We start from the raw sequence: 19,140 nt of genomic DNA on the forward strand, positions 1-19,140 counted from the left end.
TCTGGGTACTGCTACCGGTGGGCGGGCTTGCGCGCGCAGCGCACCCTGATCGAGCGGAAAGGGGCGACACGATGGGGAAGACGTTGAAGCGGAGCGCGGCCTTCACGGCACTGGCCCGGGCGCTGGCCGTGGGCGCGCGGGGCGGGCCGTCGCTGGGCGCCCGGCTGGCCGCGCTGCCCCGGATGATCCGGGCCACCGCGAAGGGTGAGTACGACGGCGGCCTGCGGCTGGCCCTGATGGCGGGGGCGACGGCGTACGTCGTCTCGCCGGTCGATCTGGTGCCGGAGGCCTTCCTGGCGATCTTCGGGCTGGTCGACGACGCGGTGATGGTGACCTGGCTGGCCGGCAGCGTGCTCGCCGAGACCGAGCGGTTCCTTCAGTGGGAGGCACGTCGCAGCTCCGTCATCCCCGGGCATGCGGTGCCCTGACGGCACGTACCCTGGGCGACGACGAACCGAAGTCTCCCGGCCGCCGTCGGCGGCGGCGCTACGAAGGGCACAACGAGGTGCAGTACTACGACAACGTCGTCGAGCTGATCGGCAACACCCCGCTGGTCCGCCTGCGCAACGTCACCGAGGGTATCCAGGCGACCGTGCTGGCGAAGGTGGAGTACGTCAACCCGGGCGGTTCGGTGAAGGACCGGATCGCGCTGCGCATGGTGGAGGACGCCGAGCAGGCCGGCATCCTCAAGCCGGGCGGCACGATCGTCGAGCCGACCAGCGGCAACACCGGTGTCGGCCTGGCCCTGGTGGCGCAGCTCAAGGGCTACAAGTGCGTCTTCGTCTGCCCCGACAAGGTCAGCCAGGACAAGCAGGACGTGCTGCGCGCGTACGGCGCCGAGGTGGTGGTCTGCCCGACCGCCGTGGCGCCGGAGGACCCGCGCTCCTACTACAACGTCTCCGACCGGCTGGCCCGGGAGATCCCCGGCGCCTGGAAGCCCAACCAGTACAGCAACCCGGCCAACCCGCGCTCGCACTACGAGACGACCGGCCCGGAGCTGTGGGAGCAGACCGGGGGAGAACTCACCCACTTCGTGGCGGGCGTCGGCACCGGCGGCACCATCTCGGGCATCGGGCGGTACCTGAAGGAGGCGTCCGAGGGCCGGGTGAAGGTCGTCGGGGCGGACCCGGAGGGCTCGGTCTACTCGGGTGGCACCGGCCGGCCGTACCTGGTCGAGGGGGTCGGTGAGGACTTCTGGCCGGAGACCTACGACCGGAGCATCGCCGACGAGATCGTCGAGGTCTCGGACAAGCAGTCCTTCGAGATGACCCGGCGGCTGGCCCGCGAGGAGGGGCTGCTGGTCGGCGGCTCCTGCGGGATGGCCGTGGTGGCCGCCCTGGAGGTGGCCCGCAAGGCCGGCCCGGACGACGTGATCGTGGTGCTCCTGCCGGACAGCGGCAAGGGCTACCTCTCCAAGATCTTCAACGACACCTGGATGGCCCGGTACGGCTTCCTGGACAACTCCGGCGCGGAGCCGACCGTGGCCGACGCGCTCGCCGGCAAGCCGGGCGGCCTGCCGGAGCTGGTGCACGTGCACCCGACCGAGACGGTCCGGGACGCGATCGACTACATGCGCGAGTACGGCGTCTCCCAGCTCCCGGTGCTCAAGGCCGAGCCGCCGGTGGTGACCGGCGAGGTGGCCGGCTCGATCGCCGAGAAGGACCTGCTCGACGCGCTCTTCACCGGCCAGGCGCACCTGCACGACACCATCGAGCGGCACATGGCCGAGCCGCTGCCGATGATCGGTGGCGGGCAGCCGGTCAGCGAGGCGGTCGCCCTGCTGGAGAAGGCCGACGCCGCGCTGGTGCTGGTCGACGGCAAGCCGAAGGGCGTGCTGACCCGGCAGGACCTGCTCGCCCACCTCGGCGCGCACTGATCCGACGTTTCTCGCCGAGGGCCGCTCCGGACGGGGCGGCCCTCGGCGCGTCCCTACAGCGGGCGGGCGTAGCGGAGCTGGGCGACCAGGGCGGGGCCGATCAGGTCGTCGCGCTGCTCGCCGGTGGCGGCCCAGCCGCCGCGCTCGTAGAAGCGCCGGGCCCGGGCGTTGTCCCGGAGCACCCAGAGCACCGCCCGGGACCAGCCGCGCGCCCGCATCGCGTCCAGCGCGTCGATCATCAGCGCCCGGCCGGTGCCCCGGCCCCGCTCGTCGGGGATGAGGTGGATCGCGTTGAGCAGCCCGGTCGCCGGGTCGTCCGCGTCGTCCGGCCCGAGATAGCTGAAGCCGACCAGCCGGCCGTCCCGCTCGGCCACGGTCATCCGATGGTCCGCGCCCTCCCAGGTCAGCCGCTCCACCCAGTACGCGCCCATCGCCTCCGGGGTCGGCTCGGCCAGCGCCTCCGCCGACAGGAACGACGAGTACGCCGCCACCCGGGACCGCTGGTGCAGCGCGCCGACCGCCATAAGATCGGCCTCGGTGGCGGGGCGTAGGGAGATCGTCACCCGGACGAGGCTACCCGGCGGGGCGGCACCGGCACGGTCATCAGGTCCTCGGCGATCACCAGCTCCCCGGTGAAGTGGGCGCGGGCCTCGTCGGCGAACCGGCGGGGGTCGGCGTACCGCTGGGAGAAGTGGGTGAGCACCAGGGTGCGTACCCCCGACTCGGTGGCCACCCGGGCGGCCTGGGCGGCCGTGAGGTGGCCGACCTCGGCGGCGAGCGCGGCCTCCGACTCCAGGAACGTCGACTCGATGACCAGCAGGTCGGCGTGCTCGGCGAGGGCGTACACCCCGTCGCAGAGCCCGGTGTCCATCACGAAGGCGAACCGCTGGCCGGGCCGGGTCACGCTCACCTCGTCCCGGGTGACGCGACGGCCGTCCAGGTCGAGGTGGCCGTCGCGGTGCAGCTTGCCGACGGCCGGACCGGCGATGCCGTACGCGGCCAGCCGCTCCGGCAGCATCCGGCAGCCGTCCGGCTCGACCAGCCGGTAGCCGTACGTCTCGACGGGGTGCCGCAGCCGGCGGGCCTCCAGCGTGCCGATGCCGAGAGTGATCCGCTGCCCGTCGGCGCCGATCGGCTCGACGGCCAGCTCGGCGGTCTCGTGGAAGCTCGACGCGTGCCGCAGCCGCTCGAAGTAGTCGATGCCGCCGGCCGGGAAGTGCACGGCCACCCGGTGCGGCACCCGGTCCAGGGAGAGCCGCTGGATCATACCGGGCAGGCCGAGGCAGTGGTCGCCGTGGAAGTGCGTGACGCAGATCCGGGTGAGGTCGGTGGCGGAGACGCCGGTGTGCAGCATCTGCCGCTGGCTGCCCTCGCCGGGGTCGAAGAGGAGCACCTCGTCGTCCCAGCGCAGCAGGTAGCCGTTGTGGTTGCGCTGCCGGGTCGGCGTCTGGCTGGCCGTTCCGAGCACCAGCAGCTCACGCATCGACACGGAACTTCCCCCGGATATGGTCGACCCCCGGGGCTTCCGCGCTCGCGCGCGGGCCGGCTGGACTGGGCCGGCACCCCGGGGGTCGGGTGGCTGTCGTGGTTTCGCCGCACCGCTGCCACACGGTCTCGACGATGGTTCCTTGCTGCCCGCCTCGCGGCGGACGATGTTTTCACTGTCGAGGACAGCGGCTAGCGGACAGCCACCTCACGAGTCCGATTGCTATACAAGTCTGGACCACCTCCTTTCCCGTGTACGGCCACGCTATCCACTTCCCGGCGCCACCGGCAACGGATTTCGATCACAGGTTCCGCGGCTGGCCGGTCGCGACGGCTGGCCGCCGGGTCGCGCTGCGGGCCCCGGCTCCGGGCCGGACCCCTCGCAGCTCGCTACAAACTTGATGACGTAGATGAATCGCCGCGTGGCGGGTGCCGGGCGCGCGGGGTGCCGGCCGGGGGGTGCCGGTTGCCGGGCGCGGGATGCCGGTTGCCGGGCGCCGCGCCATGGCTGCCGCGCCATGGCTGCCGCGCCATGGCCGCCGCGCCGCGGGCGGCCCGCGGCGAGCGGGGGAGTCGCCTGGTCACGGCGGGTGGGCGGGTCCGACGATTCGTTTATGTCATCAAGTTTGTAGCGTCGGGGTAGTGGGGTCCGGGGCCGCTTCGTCTCGGCCCGCCGAGGCCGACCGCGACGACGTCCCGGTCCGGGACCCGGCTCAGTCGATGCCGATCGGGCCCTCGCGCGGGCCCTCCTCGGAGGCCGGCTGGACGGCCAGGGACGGGAAGTCGGCCAGGTCGCCCTCCGGCTCGGCGTCCCACTCGGGGAAGACCAGCGGGCTCTGCAGATAGAGGCAGAGCAGCTGGGTGAGGTGCCGCAGGCCGTCGAGGTGGGTGCGCTCGTGGCCGTGGGTGGCGTCCACGCCGAACCCGAGCAGCGCCACCCGGGCGTGCGCGCCCGCCTCCACCGCCGCCGCCACGTCGGAGCGGTAGTAGTCGAAGACGTCCCGGACCAGGTCCACCCCGTGCTCGCGGGCGATCGAGGCCAGGTTGCGGGTCAGGTGGTAGTCGAACGGGCCCACCCCGTCGCCCATCGCCAGGGTGGCCGCGTCCTCGCGGGACTGCTGCCCGGGAGCGACCACCGCCGCGTCCACCGAGACGATCTCCGCCACGTCCGGGTCGAGGCCGTGACTGGCCCCGTGCCCGATCTCCTCGGTGACGGTGACCAGCAGGTGCGCGGTGACCGCCGGGGTGATCCCGGCGTCGACCATCGCCTTGAACGCGGTCAGCACCGCGGCCACCCCGGCCTTGTCGTCCAGGTGCCGGGACTTCACGTACCCGCTCGGGGTGATCGTGGGGTTGGCCAGCAGCGCGACGAAGTCGCCGGCGTCGACGCCGAGCGCGCGCAGGCCGGCCTCGTCCGCGACGGGCTCGTCGACCCGGACCTCGACCAGGTCCCAGCCGACGCCCTGGAGGTCGACCGCCTCGTTGTAGCGGTGTCCGCTGGCCTTCAGCGGCAGCACCTGGCCGGTGATCATCCGGTCCAGGTCGTCGGTGAAGATCCGCACGTGGGCGCCCTCGGCGAAGCGGGCGCTGTGCGTGCCGATCGGGTTGACCTCCAGCCGCCCGTTCTCCTTCAGCCGCTTGACCATGCCGCCGATGGTGTCGGTGTGCACCACGATCGCCCGGTCGGCGCCGGTCTCCCGGGGGCCGGGCAGGCTGGCGCTGAGCGCCCCGCGCCGGGTCAGCGTGGAGCCGATCCCGAGCGCGGAGAGCCGCTCGCCCACGTACTGCTGGATGTGGTCGGTACGCCCCGACGGGCTGGGGATCTCCAGCAGTTCCACCAGCACCTGGCGCAGGTAGTCGAGGTCGAGGTCGAGCGGTCGGGGATGGTGTGCGGTCATGCCCCTGAGCTTGCCGCACCGGCCGGCGACCAGAGCCGCTGCGGTGCCCTGGTGCCCGGGAAGAGCAGGTCGACGAAGCGTTCGGCGGTCGGCTGCGGCTCGTGGTTGGCCAGGCCGGGCCGCTCGTTCGCCTCGATGAACACGTGCTCCGGCCGGTCCGGGGCGGGGACCAGCAGGTCCAGGCCGGTGACCGGGATGTCCAGCGCCCGGCTGGCCGCCACGCATGCCTCCGCGATCGCCGGGTGCAGCTCGGCGGTCACGTCGTGGATGGTGCCGCCGGTGTGCAGGTTCGCGGTCCGGCGGACGGCCAGCACCTGCCCCTCGGGCAGCACGTCGTGCATCCGGTACCCCGCCTCGGCCACCACCTCGCGGGTCATGTCGTCGATCGGGATCCGGGACTCGCCGCCGGTGGCGGCGGCCCGGCGACGGCTCTGCCGTTCGATCAGCTCGGTGACGTCGTGCACCCCGTCCCCGGTGATCTGTGCGGGCCGGCGGACCGCGGCGGCGACCACCTCGTGGTCGATCACCACCACCCGCAGGTCCTCGCCCTCGCGCAGCTCCTCGATCAGCACGTCCGGGCAGAACCGGCGGGCCAGCTCGACGGCGGCGGTCAGCGCCTCCGGGGTACGCACCCCGACGGTGATCCCGTTGCCCTGCTCGCCCCGCGCCGGCTTCACCACGACCGGGCCGACGTCGTCGAGGAAGGCCAGGTCGTCGGGCTCGCCGGTGGCCGTCCGGCCGCGCGGCACGCGCAACCCGGCCTCGGTGAGGATCCGCCGGGTCACCCGCTTGTCGTCGCAGCGGCTCATCGCCACCGCCGAGGTCAGCTCCGACAGCGACTCGCGGGTGTGCACGGTCCGGCCGCCGTTGGACAGCCGCAGCTCGCCCCAGTGCGGGTCGGTGACCTCCACCCGGATGCCGCGCCGCATCGCCTCGTCCGCGACGATCTTCGCGTACGGGTTCAGCTCGTCGTACCCCTCCGGGGCGGCGGGCAGGAAGAGCCGCTCGTTGATCGGGTTCTTCCGCTTCACGCAGAGCGTCTGGGTGCGGTGGAAGCCGAGCCGCTCGTAGAGCCGGATCGCGCCCGAGTTCTCGGCCAGCACCGACAGGTCCACGTACGCCCGGCCCCGCTCGTCGAGCCGGTCGGCGAGCGCGGTGAGCAGCGCCTGGCCGGTGCCGGGCGGCGCGGTGTTGAAGTCCACGGTCAGGCACCAGAGGCTGGCGCCGCGCTCCGGGTCTGCGAAGACCGCGACGTGGTCCACCCCGGTGATGGTGCCGACCACCTCGCCGGTGGCGTCCTCCGCCACCAGGTGCAGGAACCGGTCGGTGCCGGCGTTCTCGACCAGCACCTCCACCGGCGCGGTGACCATGCCGTTGCGGGCGTAGATCCGGTTCACCGCCTCCGCGTCGTCGGCGTCGCGCAGCGGCCGGATGGTCAGGCCGGGCACCTCGTCGCCCCCGGTGGCGGCCGGCCGGTCCCCGCCCAGCGGCAGCCGGTACGTCAGCGACGGGTCGATGAACAGCTCGTCGGGCAGCCGGGAGACCAGCACGTGCGGGTCGCGCAGGTAGATGCAGATGTCCCGGGCGCCGGCCGCCTCGGAGCGCAGCACCTGGGCGACCGCCACCTGCTCGGTGAAGGTCTGCCCGAACACCAGCCGGCCCCAGCCGCAGTCCAGCACCACGCCGGCGGCCTCGGCCGGCTCCTGGCGGGGCTCGGCGGCACCCGGGGCGACCGGGTCACCGCCCGGGCCGACGCGTTCCCGACGCCGGCCCAGCACCCGTTCCCGGTCCGTCCGCGCGGTCCCGGTGGCGAGGGTGTCGGTCACGGTCAGTCGATTCCGTGGCTCTGGAGCCACATTTCCAGGAGTCCGAGTTGCCACAGCTTGTTTCCGTTCAACGGGGTCAGTTCGGCGTTCGGGTCGGCGACCAGCGCGTCCACGTACTCGGTGCGGAACAGGTCCCGGCGGCGGGCCGCGGGCGCGGTGAGCGCGTCGCGTACCCGGTCGAGGAGCTTGCCCTCCAGGTGGGTGAGGCCCGGCACCGGGAAGTAGCCCTTCGGCCGGTCGATGACCTCGTGCGGGAGGACCCGGCGGCCGATCTCCTTCAGCACGCCCTTGCCACCCTGGGCTAGCTTCAGCTCCGGCGGGCAGCTCGCGGCCAGCTCCACGAACTCGTGGTCGAGGAACGGCACCCGGGCCTCCAGCCCGTGTGCCATCGTCATGTTGTCGACCCGCTTCACCGGGTCGTCGGTGAGCATCACCTGGGTGTCGATCCGCAGGCCCGCGTCGACCGCGGTCTGCGCGCCGGGCCGGCCCAGGTGCGCGGCGACGAACTCGCGGGCCGGGTCGCCCTCGGCCAGCCACGCCGGGTTGAGCACCCGGGCCAGGCCGGCCGCGTCGCGGTCGAAGAACGCCTTCGCGTACGTCCCGACGGCCTGCTCCCGGTCCACGCCGGCCAGCGGCGGGTACCAGTGGTAGCCGCCCAGGATCTCGTCCGCGCCCTGACCGGACTGGACCACCTTGACGTGCCGGGCCACCTCCTGGCTGAGCAGCCAGAACGCCACACAGTCGTGGCTGACCATCGGCTCGCTCATCGCCGCGACGGCGGCCTCCAACGGCGGCAGCAGGTCGCCGGTGGGCACCCGGATCTGGTGGTGGTCGGTGCCGAAGGTCTTCGCGACCAGGTCGGAGTAGACGAACTCGTCGCCCTCCCGGCCGCCGACCGCGTCGAAGCCGATGGAGAAGGTGCCCAGGCCGGACTGGCCCTCGCCGGCCAGCAGCGCCACCACCAGGCTGGAGTCCAGCCCGCCGGAGAGCAGTACGCCGACCGGCACGTCGGCCACCATCCGGCGGCGCACGGCGGTGGTCAGCGACTCCAGCAGCGCGTCCTGCCAGTCCCGCTCGGTCCAGTCGGCCCGCTCGGCGGCCCGGCCGAAGGACGGGTCCCAGTAGACCCGCTCGCGGGTGGAGCCGTCCGCCTCGTACACCCGCACGGTCGCCGGGGGGAGCTTGGTGACGCCGCGCAGGATGGTCCGCGGCGGCGGCACGATGCTGTGGAAGCTCAGGTAGTGGGCGAGCGCCACCGGGTCGATCGAGGTGTCGATGCCGCCACCGGCCAGCAGGGCCGGCAGGGTGGAGGCGAACCGCACCGCGCCCGGGGTCTCGGCCAGGTAGAGCGGCTTGATGCCGAGCCGGTCGCGGGCCAGCACCAGCCGGCCGGTGTCCCGCTCGCTGATCGCCACGGCGAACATGCCGATCAGGTGGTCGACGAAGTCGAGGCCCCACTCGGCGTACGCCTTGACCACGACCTCGCTGTCGCCGGAGGAGAAGAAGCGGTGCCCCTTGGCCTGCAACTCCTCGCGCAGCTCGCGGTAGTTGTAGATGCAGCCGTTGAAGACGCCGGTGAGGCCGGCGGCCGCGTCGACCAGCGGCTGCCCGCTGGCGGCGGAGAGGTCGATGATCTTCAGCCGCCGGTGGCCGAGGGCCGTCGCGCCCTGCGACCACACGCCGCTGTCGTCGGGCCCTCGGTCACTCATCGTGGCCGCCATGCGCTCGACCGCAGCCACATCGGCGCGTGAGCCGTCACGACGGAACTCTCCCGCTAGTCCGCACATGCCAGGCAATGCTGCCAGAGGTTGTTGCAGTTCGCCTGTTGAGACGATGACAGTTGTGTGACGGATCGCTACAATGCGCCGCTACGTTGGGTCACCGGGTTGACCTCCTGGGATTCCCGCCCCTGGTGTCGGCGGATGCCGGAAATGAACCGGGCCCGGGGTGTGACAAACACCCCAGGCCCGGGAAACGGACATCCGCCTCGCTCAGCCGGCGGTACGGGCCACGCCGACCGGGCAGCTCAGCCCGTTGGGGCCGTGGTTGCAGTACCCGTTCGGGTTCTTGGTCGGCGCCAGATACTGCTGGTGGTACGTCTCCGCGAAGAAGTAGTCGCCCAGCGGGGCGATCTCCGTGGTGATCTCACCCTTGCCGGCCCGCGCCACGATCGGCGCGAACGCGTCCCGGGATGCCTGCGCGGTGGCGAGCTGCTCGTCGGTGGTCGTGTAGATCGCCGACCGGTACTGCGTACCGACGTCGTTGCCCTGGCGCATGCCCTGGGTCGGGTCGTGGTTCTCCCAGAAGACCTTGAGCAGGTCCTCGTAGCTGATCCGGCTCGGGTCGTAGACCACCTGGACCACCTCGGCGTGCCCGGTCATCCCCGAGCAGACCTCCTCGTACGTCGGGTTCGGGGTGCTGCCACCCGCGTAACCGGCCGACGTGGTGATCACGCCCGGCAGGGTCCAGAACAGGCGCTCGGCGCCCCAGAAACAGCCCATCCCGAAGACGGCCACCTGCGCGCCGGCCGGGAAGGGGCCCTTCAGCGAGGAGGGGAGCACCTCGTGCCGGTCGGCGACCGGCATCGGCAGGACCCGGCCCGGCAGGGCCTGGTCGGGGGTGGGCAGCTCGGCCTTCATGCGGCGAAGGAACACGGTGGAACTCCTCTCGTACCTCTCCCCGCCTGCAACACCGCCGGGTCCCGGTTCCTTACCCGCTCCACCGTCACTCAGCCGGGAACGGGTCGGACGGGTCAGGTGAGCGCGGCGGCGATCCGGTCGGCGTACCCGCGGGCCTCGCCGTCGTCGGCGTAGCGGGTCCGGGGCCAGAAGAAGCCGCGCAGGCCGTCGCCCTTGGTCCGCGGCACCACGTGGGTGTGCAGGTGCGGCACCGACTGGGACACCTTGTTGTTCATCGCCACGAACGTCCCACCGGCGCCCAGACCGGTCTCCACGGCCGCGCTCAACCGCTGCACCAGCCGGAAGTAGCCGGGCAGCGCCCCGGCCGGCAGCTCGGCCAGGGTCACCAGGTGGGTACGCGGCACCACCAGCACGTGCCCCTTGAACACCGGCCGGGTGTCCAGGAAGGCCACCCCGTCCGGCTCGTCGGCGACGGTGAACCCCGGCACCTCGCCCGCCACGATCCCGCAGAACACGCACCCGCTCATCCCGCCGAGGCTAGTACGACCGGCCGGGTCCGCACGGTCACGGCTCGTCGAGGTAGCTCTCCCACAGGTCGTCCGCAGGCGCGCCGGCAGGTCCGGTTTCGCCGCTCGCCAGTCGCTGCCGGATGTCTGCCTCCCAACGGGCAGCCCAGTCGATCAGTTGGCGGATCTCCTCGTCGCCCAGTCCGTAGGCGGCGAATGTCTGGTCGTCGAGCTCGTCGATGCCGCCGAGGCGGTCGGCCAGCTCCTCCAGCGAGAATCCCACGGTGTGCCGTGCTCCCAGAGCCTCCAGCTCGGGCCAGGTCAGTTGTCTGTGGGCGGCGTGGATGTCGATGTAGTCGCGGTGTGCCGCCCGGTCGTGCAGCGCCCTCACCTTGAGCCCGACGGCGTCCTCGAAGGCAAGGACCGGCCCGATGGTCAATGTCGCCGGTGGGCCGATGGCCTCCTTGAGTACGTCCACCTCGCAGCCGACGGGGCCGGAGGACACCAGCGGGCGAGCCATCCGGCCACCGGCCTCCAGGATCCGACAGTCAAAGCCCTGATCCGAGTACGCGTCCGCGAGTCGCTCGGCCACGAGCGGCAGCGGGAGCGCCGTCGCGGTGGCGAAGTCGATGTCCCGTGACGGGCGGGTGAGCAGATGATGGGCCGACAGCGCGTACCCTCCGGCCAGCACCAGCCCGAGGTCGTCGCCGGCGGCGAAGCCGATCCGGAGCAGCCGCCGGTGCAGCTCGTCCATGATCAGGCGGTGAGTTCCGGTAACCGGCGCTCCCACACCGCGACAACTCGACGGGCGGTCAGCCGGCGGATCCGAGGCCAGTCTCGACGAAACAGCGCGGCATTGACGTAGCGGACGATGTCGTCGAGTTGGCCGCAGTCCATCAGCGTTCGATAGAGCGTCAACCGCTGACGGGCATCCGCGACGTCGAATTCGGTGAGCCCCGACCACGCCAGCCGCAGCGGCAGGCGGACGGCGCCCTGGCTGGGGCCGCGGAGCAGCGACAGCGACGGCGGGATGCGGTCGGTGACACCGATCAGGCGGGACGGCAGCGGGGCGGGCGAGGTCACCGGCCCAGTATGGCGCAGCCGGGTGACGGAAACGGCGCTGTGACGCGCGCCAGGGTTCCACGCACTGGGACAGGACGGCGGACTAACGTCTCGGTCATGAGTCACGGCTTCGAGACGCTCGCCATCCACGCCGGCCAGGACCCGGAGGCCCGCACCGGCGCGGTGATCCCACCGATCTACCAGACCAGCACGTACGCCCAGGACGCCGTGGGCGCGCCCCGGCAGGGCTACGAGTACAGCCGCTCCGGCAACCCGACCCGCGACGCGCTCCAGGAGTGCCTGGCCGCGCTGGAGGGTGGGCCGGTGGCGCTCGCCTTCGCCAGTGGCCTGGCCGCCGAGGACACCCTGCTGCGGACCGTCTGCAAGCCCGGTGACCACGTGGTCATCCCGGACGACGCGTACGGCGGCACGTACCGGCTCTTCGCCAAGGTGGCCGAGCGCTGGGGGCTGGACTACACCCCGGCCAAGGTCTCCGACCCGGATGCGGTGCGCGCGGCGATCCGCCCCGGCAGCACCCGGATCATCTGGGTGGAGACGCCGACCAACCCGCTGCTCGGCATCGCCGACATCGCCGCGCTGGCCGCGGTGGCGCACGACGCCGGGGCGCTGCTGGTGGTCGACAACACCTTCGCCTCGCCGTACCTCCAGCAGCCGATCGCCTTCGGCGCGGACGTGGTGGTGCACTCCACCACCAAGTACGTCGGCGGGCACTCCGACGTGGTCGGTGGGGCCCTGATCGCCGCCGACCGGACCCTCGGTGAGGAGCTGCGCTACCACCAGAACGCGATGGGCGCGATCAACGGCCCGTTCGACGCCTGGCTGACGCTGCGCGGCATCAAGACCCTCGGCGTACGGATGGACCGGCACTGCGACAACGCCGAGCGGATCGCCGCCTACCTGGACGGTCACGCCAAGGTGGCCGAGGTGATCTACCCGGGCCTGCCCGCGCACCCCGGTCACGAGGTGGCGACCAAGCAGATGCGCCGGTTCGGCGGCATGATCTCGTTCCGCGCCGCGGGCGGCGAGGAGCACGCGGTGCAGATCTGCAACCGGGCGAAGCTCTTCGTGCTCGCCGAGTCCCTCGGCGGCGTCGAGTCCCTGATCGAGCACCCGGGTCGGATGACACACGCGAGCGCTGCCGGCTCGCCGCTTGAAGTTCCCGCCGATCTCGTGCGACTGTCTGTCGGCATCGAGACGGTCGACGACCTGCTCGCCGATCTGGAGCAGGCACTGGGCTGACCGCTGGCTGGGGAGGGTGGCAGTGCCGGAGATCATGCCGACGACCTGGGTGGGGGCGACCGCCAAGCAGATCGCCCGGGGCGTACGCCGGGGCGACGTCTCCGCCACCCAGGTGGTGGCCGACCACCTCGACCATCTCGCCCGGGCCGACGCCGACCTCGCCGCGTTCCGCGCGGTACGCGGCGGGGAGGCGATCACCGAGGCGGAGAAGGTCGACGAGCAGGAGGACCTGGCCAACCTGCCGCTGGCCGGGGTGCCGGTGGCGGTCAAGGAGAACACCCCGGTGGCCGGGCTGCCCACCTGGAACGGGTCGGCTGCCGTGCGTACCGCCGTGGCGGAGTCCGACCACGAGGTGGTCCGCCGGCTGCGCGGCGCGGGCGCGGTGATCCTCGGCGTCACCCGGATGCCGGAGCTCGGCCTCTGGGCGCTCACCGACGACGACTCCGGGGTGACCCGCAACCCGTGGGACCCGTCGCGTACCCCCGGTGGCTCCTCCGGCGGCGCGGCCGCCGCGGTGGCCGCCGGGCTGGTGCCGATGGCGCACGGCAACGACGGCTTGGGCTCGATCCGCATCCCGGCGGCCTGTTGCGGCCTGGTCGGGCTCAAGCCCGGCCGGGGCGTGGTGCCCTGCCAGCTGGGCGCGGACGACTGGTTCGGCCTCACCGAGCACGGCATGCTGACCAGCACCGTCGCCGACGCGGTGGTCGGTTTCTCGGTGCTCGCCGGGCGTCGCCCGGAGAAGCTGGTCCCGCCGCCCCGGCTGCGGGTCGGTGTCTCGCTGCGCTCGCCGGTGCGCGGCGTCACGCCGGACGCCCCGAACCGGGACGCGGTCGCCGCCGCCGGCCGGCTGCTGGCCGCCGCCGGGCACGACACCGTCCCCGCCGACCCGGTCTACCCGACCCGGCTCGGCCTGCAGGGCATCGCCACCTGGTTCGCCGCGGCCGCCGCCGACGTGCAGGCCGCCGGGGTGCAGCGGCGCGACCTGCAACGGCGCAGCCGCCGGCACGTGGCGCTCGGCGAGTGGGCGCAGCGCCGGGGATACGTGCGCGAGGCCGACCGGGCCGCCTGGCGCGAGCGGTCGGTGGGCTTCTTCGCCGACCACTCGGTCGACCTGCTGCTCACCCCGGCGCTGGCCGGCCCGCCGCCGGAGGCCGCCGGCTGGTCGGGACGCTCCTGGACGGCCAACATGAAGGCCAACATCCGGTACGCCCCGTACGCCGCGCCGTGGAACATCGCCGGCCTGCCGTCCATCGTGGTGCCGGTGGGCCGTCGACCGGACGGGCTGCCGGTGGCCGTGCAGTTCGTCGGGCCGCCCGGCTCGGAGCTGCTGCTGCTCGGCGTCGCCGGCCAGTTCGAGCTGGAGGCCCCCTGGCAGCGGCACGCCCCCGGGTATCCCCGCCTCGGAACGGGGTCGCCGGCCCACGCGTGATCGTCTACCGTGTGCGCGACTTCACGCGCGCACCCGGGGGACGACGATGCAGTGCCAGACCTGCGGGGACCCGACGTCCCCGGCCTTCGAGGAGTGTCAGCGCTGCGGCACGCGCCGCGGGCAGCCGGCGGTCGACCCCGGCGTACCCGTCCACGGCCTCCGGGGCCTCGGGGTGGCCGCCTCGATCGCGGTCGGCGCGGCCACGCTGCTCTACCTGCCGGTCGGGCTCTTCCCGCTGGTCGGGGTGCGGATGGCCCGCAGCGCGGCCGAGCAGGGCGACCGGGACGTGCTGCTCGGCGCGGTGCTGGCCGAGGCGCTGCTCTCGGTGCCGTACCTGCTCGCCCTGCTGACCGCCGCCACCCTGGTGATCATCTGGAGCTGGCGGGCGCGCAAGAACCTGGACGCGTTCCCGGGCGTGCACCCGACGACGAGCGCGGGCTGGGCGATCGCCGGCTGGCTGGTGCCGCTCGCCAACTTCGTGGTGCCGGCGCGGCTGCTGGCCGAGCTGTCCCGGGCCGGCCGCTGGCGGCGGGCCACCCCGCTGGTCGGCGTCTGGGCGGTGGCCTGGCTGGTGTTCGGCCTCGGCGACCGGATCGTCAGCCGGCTGGAGAGCCAGCGGTACGAGCGGTTGACCGAGTGGCCCCGCAACGACGAGGAGTTCGCCACCTACGTCGACTTCTACGAGGGGGCGCTGGGTGCCCGTCTCGTCGTGCTGCTGGCCTGCCTGGTCGCCGGCGTCACGCTGATCCTGCTGGTCCGGCAGATCACCGCCGCCCAGCAGGACCGGATCGCCCGGGCCGCGCCGGCCCGCCCGGCCTGGCTCGCTCCCGCCGGCTACCCGGCGGCTGCCTGGGGTAACCCCGGACCCGCCTTCGCTCACCCCGGTCCCGCCTCCGGTCACCCGGTCCCGGCCGCCGGTCACCAGGCGCCTGTCCCCGGTCACCCGGCGCCGGTTCCCGGGACCCCCGTGGCACCCGGCCAGGCCGCCCCGGCGCAGCCGGTGACCGGGCCGTCGCCGCAGGTGGCCGCCGATCCGTTGGCGGCGTCGCCGCAGGTTCCCCCGGGGGCGGGTGGCACGATCGGGGCATGACGGAACTGGTCGGTCTCGCCGACGTACGAGCCGCGCGGGAACTGCTCGCCGGCGTCACCCGGACCACCCCGCTGGAGCCCTCCCGGCCGCTCAGCGCCGCGCTGGGCGGACCCACCTGGCTCAAGTGCGAGAACCTGCAACGCGCCGGCTCGTACAAGGTGCGCGGGGCGTACGTGCGGATCTCCCGGCTCTCCGCCGAGGAGCGGGGCCGGGGCGTGGTCGCGGCGAGCGCCGGCAACCACGCCCAGGGCGTCGCGCTCGCCGCCGGCCTGGTCGGCACCCGTGCCACCGTCTTCATGCCGGTCAACGCCCCGCTGCCGAAGGTCGCCGCGACCAAGGGGTACGGCGCGTCGGTGGAGCTGGTCGGCAACAACGTGGACGAGTCGCTGGTCGCGGCGCAGACCTTCGCCGAGCGGACCGGGGCCGTCCTGATCCACCCGTTCGACCATCGGGACGTCATCGCCGGCCAGGGCACGGTCGCGCTGGAGATCCTGGAGCAGTGCCCGGAGGTGAAGACGATCGTCACCGGGGTTGGCGGCGGCGGCCTGGTCTCCGGGATCGCGGTGGTCGCCAAGGCACTGCGCCCCGACGTACGGGTGATCGGCGTGCAGGCGGCCAGCGCCGCCGCCTTCCCGCCCTCGCTGCGGGCCGGCGAGCCGGTGCGGTTGCCGTCGTTCTCGACGATCGCCGACGGCATCGCGGTGGGCCGCCCGGGCGAGCTGACCTTCACCCACGTCCGGAAGCTGGTCGACGAGATCGTCACGGTGGCCGAGGAGGACATCTCCCGGGCGCTGCTGATGCTGCTGGAGCGCGGCAAGCAGGTGGTGGAACCGGCCGGCGCGGTGGGGGTGGCCGCGCTGCTGGCCGGGGTCGTGGAGGTGGAGGCGCCGGTGGTGGCGGTCCTCTCCGGCGGCAACATCGACCCGCTGCTGATGCTGCGGGTGATCGAGCACGGGCTCGCCGCCGCCGGCCGCTACCTGCGGGTCACCGTGCGGTGCAGCGACCGGCCGGGCCAGCTCGCCTCGCTGCTCGCCGAGATCGCCGAGCACCGGGCCAACGTGGTGGACGTGGAGCACCAGCGGGCCAACCCGCACCTGCGCCTCGGTGAGGTGGAGGTCGCGCTCTCGGTGGAGACCCGCGGTGTCGAGCACTCGGACACCTTGATCAGCGCCCTGCGGGCCAGCGGCTACCAGGTGGTCTTCGCCGCCGAGCAGTGATCCGACGTCCCGGGCCGCTACGACGCGACCGCCCCGGCCGGCAGGCCGGGGCGGTCGGTGTGGCAGGGGTCCCGACCGGCCTGTCAGCCTCGGTCGGGGTCGGGTCCGGCCGTGCGGCGCGGGCCCGGGACGTCGCCGGTCAGCCGGCGAACGGCTCGAACTTGACCACCGTCACCTTGATGTCGGCACCACTGGGGGCCGTGTAGGTGCAGGTCTGACCCGCCTTGCCGCCCAGGATCGACTTGCCGAGCGCGGACTCGGGGCTGTAGACGGTGAGGTCGGTGGTGGAGGCGATCTCGCGGGAGCCGAGCAGGAAGGTCTCGGTGTCGTCGGCGTCGTCGTCGAAGTAGATCGTCACGACCATGCCGGGCGAGACCACGTCGGCGGTCGGCGCCTCGCCCACCTGGGCGGTCCGGAGCAGTTCCTTGAGGTAGAGGATGCGCCCCTCGGCCTTGCCCTGCTCCTCGCGGGCGGCCTGGTAACCGCCGTTCTCGCGCAGGTCGCCCTCCTCGCGCCGGGCGTTGATCTCGGCGGCGATGACCGGGCGGTTGGCGATGAGCTCGTCGAGCTCGCCCTGCAGGCGGTCGTACGCGTCCTGGGACAGCCAGGTGGCGGACGCCGCGTTGCCGTTCGTGGACACAGGCGGTCTCCTTGGTTGTGCGGGCTGGCTGACAGGTGAACTACCAAGTTACCAGTGCCGGGCACGTCAGCGTGATGCCGAACACCCCTGGTGCCGGCCCTGCGGGGCCGCTGCCCGGTCCACCTGCCGGGAAGGGAGTCTCAGCCGGCCGGCCGGCAGCGGAGCACCTCGCCGATGAACGGGCGGGCGGTGGTGGGCACCTCGTGCCGGGCGGTCACGTGCCGCCGGCCGGGTCCGGCGGTCACCGTGACCTCGCTGTGCCCGACCTCGGCCCCGTCGTGCGCGCGGGCGCGCAGCAGGCAGGTGGCCGAGCCGCCCGGCGGCACGGTGACCCGGAAGTCGACCAGCACCCGGCTGTCGGTGATCCCGGTGTAGGTGATCACCTCGGCCCGGTAGTCGGGGTCGCCGTACTGGCTGTAGAGCTTCGCGGCGCCGAGCCCCAGGGCGGCCAGCAGGGCCACCACCAGCAGGGCGCGCAGCACCGGCCGGCGGCGTCCCGGCTCGCGGCGGCGGCCGTACCGCCCGGGCGGGAAGACCGGGGCCCCGGGGTTGACTGTGGCGTGCGTCTCGCTCACCGGCGGGTATCTCCTGGCGTTGTTGTCGGCGGCATCGGCAAGAATGGCAGAGTCCATCTTCCCAGCCCGGCGCTGAGCCAAGGATGGCAGGTCGGCCCGGCGGTCGGCCGGCCCGCACGGGGGTGCCGCGGGCGCGGGGGGAGATTCCGGCAGGTCAGCCGGTCCGGCCCGGAACGGGCCGGGTCCGGCCGGCGCAGACGAGGAGTGCCGAAGGTGGCAGAGCAGCTGCGGCTCATGGCCGTGCACGCCCATCCCGACGACGAGTCGAGCAAGGGCGCCGCGACCATGGCGAAATACGTCGCGGAGGGGGTCGACGTCCTGGTCGTCACCTGCACCGGCGGCGAGCGGGGGAGCGTGCTCAACCCCAAGATGGACCGCCCGGACGTCTGGGCCAGCATCGGCGAGATCCGCCGCGCCGAGATGGACGCGGCGCGGGCGATCCTCGGCGTGGAGCAGGCCTGGCTCGGTTTCGTCGACTCGGGGCTGCCCGAGGGCGACCCGCTGCCGCCGCTGCCCGAGGGCTGCTTCGCCCTCCAGGACGTCGACGAGGCCGCCGCCCCGCTGGTGCGGCTGATGCGCCAGTTCCGTCCGCACGTGGTCACCACGTACGACGAGGAGGGCGGCTACCCGCACCCGGACCACATCATGACCCACAAGGTGACCGTCGCCGCGTTCGAGGCGGCCGGCGACCCGGGCCGGCACCCGGAGCTGGGCGAGCCCTGGCAGCCGCTCAAGCTCTACTACGACGTCGGCTTCTCCCGGGCCAAGATCATGGCGCTGCACGAGGGCATGCTCGCCGCCGGCCTGGAGTCGCCGTACGGCGACTGGATGAAGCGGTGGGAGGACCGCCCCGACAAGGGGCAGCGCATCACCACCCGGGTCGACTGCGCCGACTACTTCCCGGTCCGCGACGACGCGCTGCGCGCCCACGCCACCCAGATCGACCCGGACGGCTTCTGGTTCCAGGTCCCGATGGACCTGCAGCGGCGGGCCTGGCCGACCGAGGACTTCCAGCTCGCCCGGTCGCTGGTCGACAGCCCGCTGCCCGAGTCGGACCTGTTCGCCGGCGTACGCGAGACGGCCCGTGCCCGCTGATCCGGCGGCGGGCTACCCTGGTGGTCAGCCGCACATCGGAGGAACACCATGCTGACCACCGCCCAGGTGCTCGCGGAGAACAACTTCGGTGACACCCGCACGGGTGGTCTGGCCGGTCCGATGGGCCTCTTCCTCATCATCGCGCTGGCCACCGTCACCGTTCTGCTCATCCGCAACATGAACGCCCGGCTGCGCCGGCTGCCCGACCGGTTCCCGCCCCAGTCGGGTCCCGTCGAGCAGACGCGGGTCGAGACGACAGTCGTCGATCCGACAGACGGCACCGCCGCGCAGGAATCACCGACAATCACCCCCAACCGCTCCCAGCAGCGCCGGAACGGGTAGTCGGCACGTGAATCACGCCCGAGTCGGTGGTCGCCCCCTGTTGCGACCACCGGCTTTGGCTTAGCCTTCCGCCGGGGGACCAAAAGTCCCTGAGCCGTGCGCGGAAGGGGGGCGCCGATGTCCATGGCAGCAGTCGCCACCCGGCGTGCCCTCGGACCGCCGGCGGACGGGGTCGGCCGGTGACCTCCGGCAGGGAGGGC

General features: G+C 73.2%; 19 protein-coding genes. 8 read left to right on the forward strand and 11 right to left on the reverse strand.

What is annotated here, in order from left to right; all coding sequences use genetic code 11:
• The first annotated feature begins 71 nt into the window (after positions 1-71).
• Both GA0070611_RS27040 and GA0070611_RS27045 read left to right on the forward strand, forming a co-directional pair.
• Positions 72-428: a YkvA family protein gene (locus tag GA0070611_RS27040; protein WP_091670419.1), complete on the forward strand. Its 357-nt coding sequence runs from the start codon at positions 72-74 to the stop codon at positions 426-428.
• A 77-nt stretch (positions 429-505) separates the two neighbouring features.
• The gene (locus tag GA0070611_RS27045; RefSeq protein WP_091670424.1) at positions 506-1,876 is read left to right on the forward strand and encodes a cystathionine beta-synthase; all 1,371 of its coding nucleotides are present in this window, start codon (positions 506-508) and stop codon (positions 1,874-1,876) included.
• Positions 1,877-1,929: 53 nt separating this feature from the next.
• Here GA0070611_RS27045 and GA0070611_RS27050 read toward each other — a convergent pair whose 3' ends face one another.
• The 9 genes from GA0070611_RS27050 to GA0070611_RS27090 form a co-directional block, all read right to left on the reverse strand.
• A complete protein-coding gene (locus GA0070611_RS27050; protein ID WP_091670427.1) occupies positions 1,930-2,439 on the reverse strand; it encodes a GNAT family N-acetyltransferase in 510 nt (169 codons plus the stop codon).
• On the reverse strand, positions 2,436-3,365 hold the full coding sequence (locus GA0070611_RS27055; RefSeq protein WP_091670434.1) for a ribonuclease Z: 930 nt from the start codon (positions 3,363-3,365) through the stop codon (positions 2,436-2,438). Before GA0070611_RS27055 ends, GA0070611_RS27050 begins: the two co-directional genes overlap by 4 nt.
• 709 nt (positions 3,366-4,074) lie before the next feature.
• Complete coding sequence (locus GA0070611_RS27060; protein WP_091670437.1) at positions 4,075-5,259, reverse strand: osmoprotectant NAGGN system M42 family peptidase; 1,185 nt, start codon at positions 5,257-5,259, stop codon at positions 4,075-4,077.
• Positions 5,256-7,085, reverse strand: a complete 1,830-nt coding sequence (gene ngg / locus GA0070611_RS27065) for an N-acetylglutaminylglutamine synthetase (RefSeq protein WP_091670441.1) — start codon at positions 7,083-7,085, stop codon at positions 5,256-5,258. The genes GA0070611_RS27060 and ngg overlap by 4 nt, the downstream gene beginning before the upstream one ends.
• Before the next feature lie 2 nt (positions 7,086-7,087).
• On the reverse strand, positions 7,088-8,872 hold the full coding sequence (locus GA0070611_RS27070) for an N-acetylglutaminylglutamine amidotransferase (protein WP_091670445.1): 1,785 nt from the start codon (positions 8,870-8,872) through the stop codon (positions 7,088-7,090).
• 204 nt (positions 8,873-9,076) lie between these two features.
• Positions 9,077-9,739, reverse strand: coding sequence for a peptide-methionine (S)-S-oxide reductase MsrA (gene msrA, locus GA0070611_RS27075; RefSeq protein ID WP_091670449.1), 663 nt, complete (start codon positions 9,737-9,739; stop codon positions 9,077-9,079).
• A 98-nt stretch (positions 9,740-9,837) separates the two neighbouring features.
• Positions 9,838-10,251: an HIT family protein gene (locus GA0070611_RS27080; protein ID WP_091670454.1), complete on the reverse strand. Its 414-nt coding sequence runs from the start codon at positions 10,249-10,251 to the stop codon at positions 9,838-9,840.
• Positions 10,252-10,288: 37 nt separating this feature from the next.
• Positions 10,289-10,984 carry a nucleotidyl transferase AbiEii/AbiGii toxin family protein gene (locus tag GA0070611_RS27085; protein WP_091670458.1) on the reverse strand — a complete coding sequence of 232 codons (696 nt, stop codon included), beginning with the start codon at positions 10,982-10,984 and terminating at the stop codon, positions 10,289-10,291.
• Between the two features lie 2 nt (positions 10,985-10,986).
• Positions 10,987-11,313 carry a hypothetical protein gene (locus tag GA0070611_RS27090; RefSeq protein WP_091670461.1) on the reverse strand — a complete coding sequence of 109 codons (327 nt, stop codon included), beginning with the start codon at positions 11,311-11,313 and terminating at the stop codon, positions 10,987-10,989.
• A 96-nt stretch (positions 11,314-11,409) separates the two neighbouring features.
• Here GA0070611_RS27090 and GA0070611_RS27095 point away from each other — a divergent pair, with 96 nt between their 5' ends.
• Genes GA0070611_RS27095 through ilvA form a run of 4 tightly spaced genes read left to right on the forward strand, consistent with a single transcriptional unit; the run spans position 11,410 to position 16,288 of the window.
• The gene (locus GA0070611_RS27095) at positions 11,410-12,552 is read left to right on the forward strand and encodes a cystathionine gamma-synthase (RefSeq protein WP_091670465.1); all 1,143 of its coding nucleotides are present in this window, start codon (positions 11,410-11,412) and stop codon (positions 12,550-12,552) included.
• A gap of 16 nt (positions 12,553-12,568) precedes the next feature.
• Complete coding sequence (locus tag GA0070611_RS27100) at positions 12,569-13,981, forward strand: amidase (protein WP_091670469.1); 1,413 nt, start codon at positions 12,569-12,571, stop codon at positions 13,979-13,981.
• Between the two features lie 46 nt (positions 13,982-14,027).
• Positions 14,028-15,071 carry a DUF4328 domain-containing protein gene (locus GA0070611_RS32320; RefSeq protein WP_091670473.1) on the forward strand — a complete coding sequence of 348 codons (1,044 nt, stop codon included), beginning with the start codon at positions 14,028-14,030 and terminating at the stop codon, positions 15,069-15,071.
• Entirely contained in the window at positions 15,068-16,288 is a 1,221-nt protein-coding gene (gene ilvA / locus GA0070611_RS27110) for a threonine ammonia-lyase (RefSeq protein WP_091670476.1), read from the forward strand. Before GA0070611_RS32320 ends, ilvA begins: the two co-directional genes overlap by 4 nt.
• 139 nt (positions 16,289-16,427) lie before the next feature.
• Here ilvA and greA read toward each other — a convergent pair whose 3' ends face one another.
• Both greA and GA0070611_RS27120 read right to left on the reverse strand, forming a co-directional pair.
• Positions 16,428-16,928, reverse strand: coding sequence for a transcription elongation factor GreA (greA, locus tag GA0070611_RS27115; RefSeq protein WP_091670480.1), 501 nt, complete (start codon positions 16,926-16,928; stop codon positions 16,428-16,430).
• A gap of 140 nt (positions 16,929-17,068) precedes the next feature.
• The gene (locus GA0070611_RS27120; RefSeq protein WP_091670485.1) at positions 17,069-17,503 is read right to left on the reverse strand and encodes a DUF4307 domain-containing protein; all 435 of its coding nucleotides are present in this window, start codon (positions 17,501-17,503) and stop codon (positions 17,069-17,071) included.
• A 213-nt stretch (positions 17,504-17,716) separates the two neighbouring features.
• On the opposite strand from GA0070611_RS27120, the gene mca reads away from it, so the two are divergent.
• Positions 17,717-18,598: a mycothiol conjugate amidase Mca gene (gene mca / locus GA0070611_RS27125; RefSeq protein ID WP_091673502.1), complete on the forward strand. Its 882-nt coding sequence runs from the start codon at positions 17,717-17,719 to the stop codon at positions 18,596-18,598.
• A gap of 48 nt (positions 18,599-18,646) precedes the next feature.
• Positions 18,647-18,940, forward strand: a complete 294-nt coding sequence (locus GA0070611_RS27130; RefSeq protein ID WP_091670488.1) for a hypothetical protein — start codon at positions 18,647-18,649, stop codon at positions 18,938-18,940.
• The last annotated feature ends 200 nt before the right edge of the window (positions 18,941-19,140 follow it).

This window comes from Micromonospora auratinigra (genome assembly GCF_900089595.1).
Lineage (GTDB): Bacteria > Actinomycetota > Actinomycetes > Mycobacteriales > Micromonosporaceae > Micromonospora > Micromonospora auratinigra.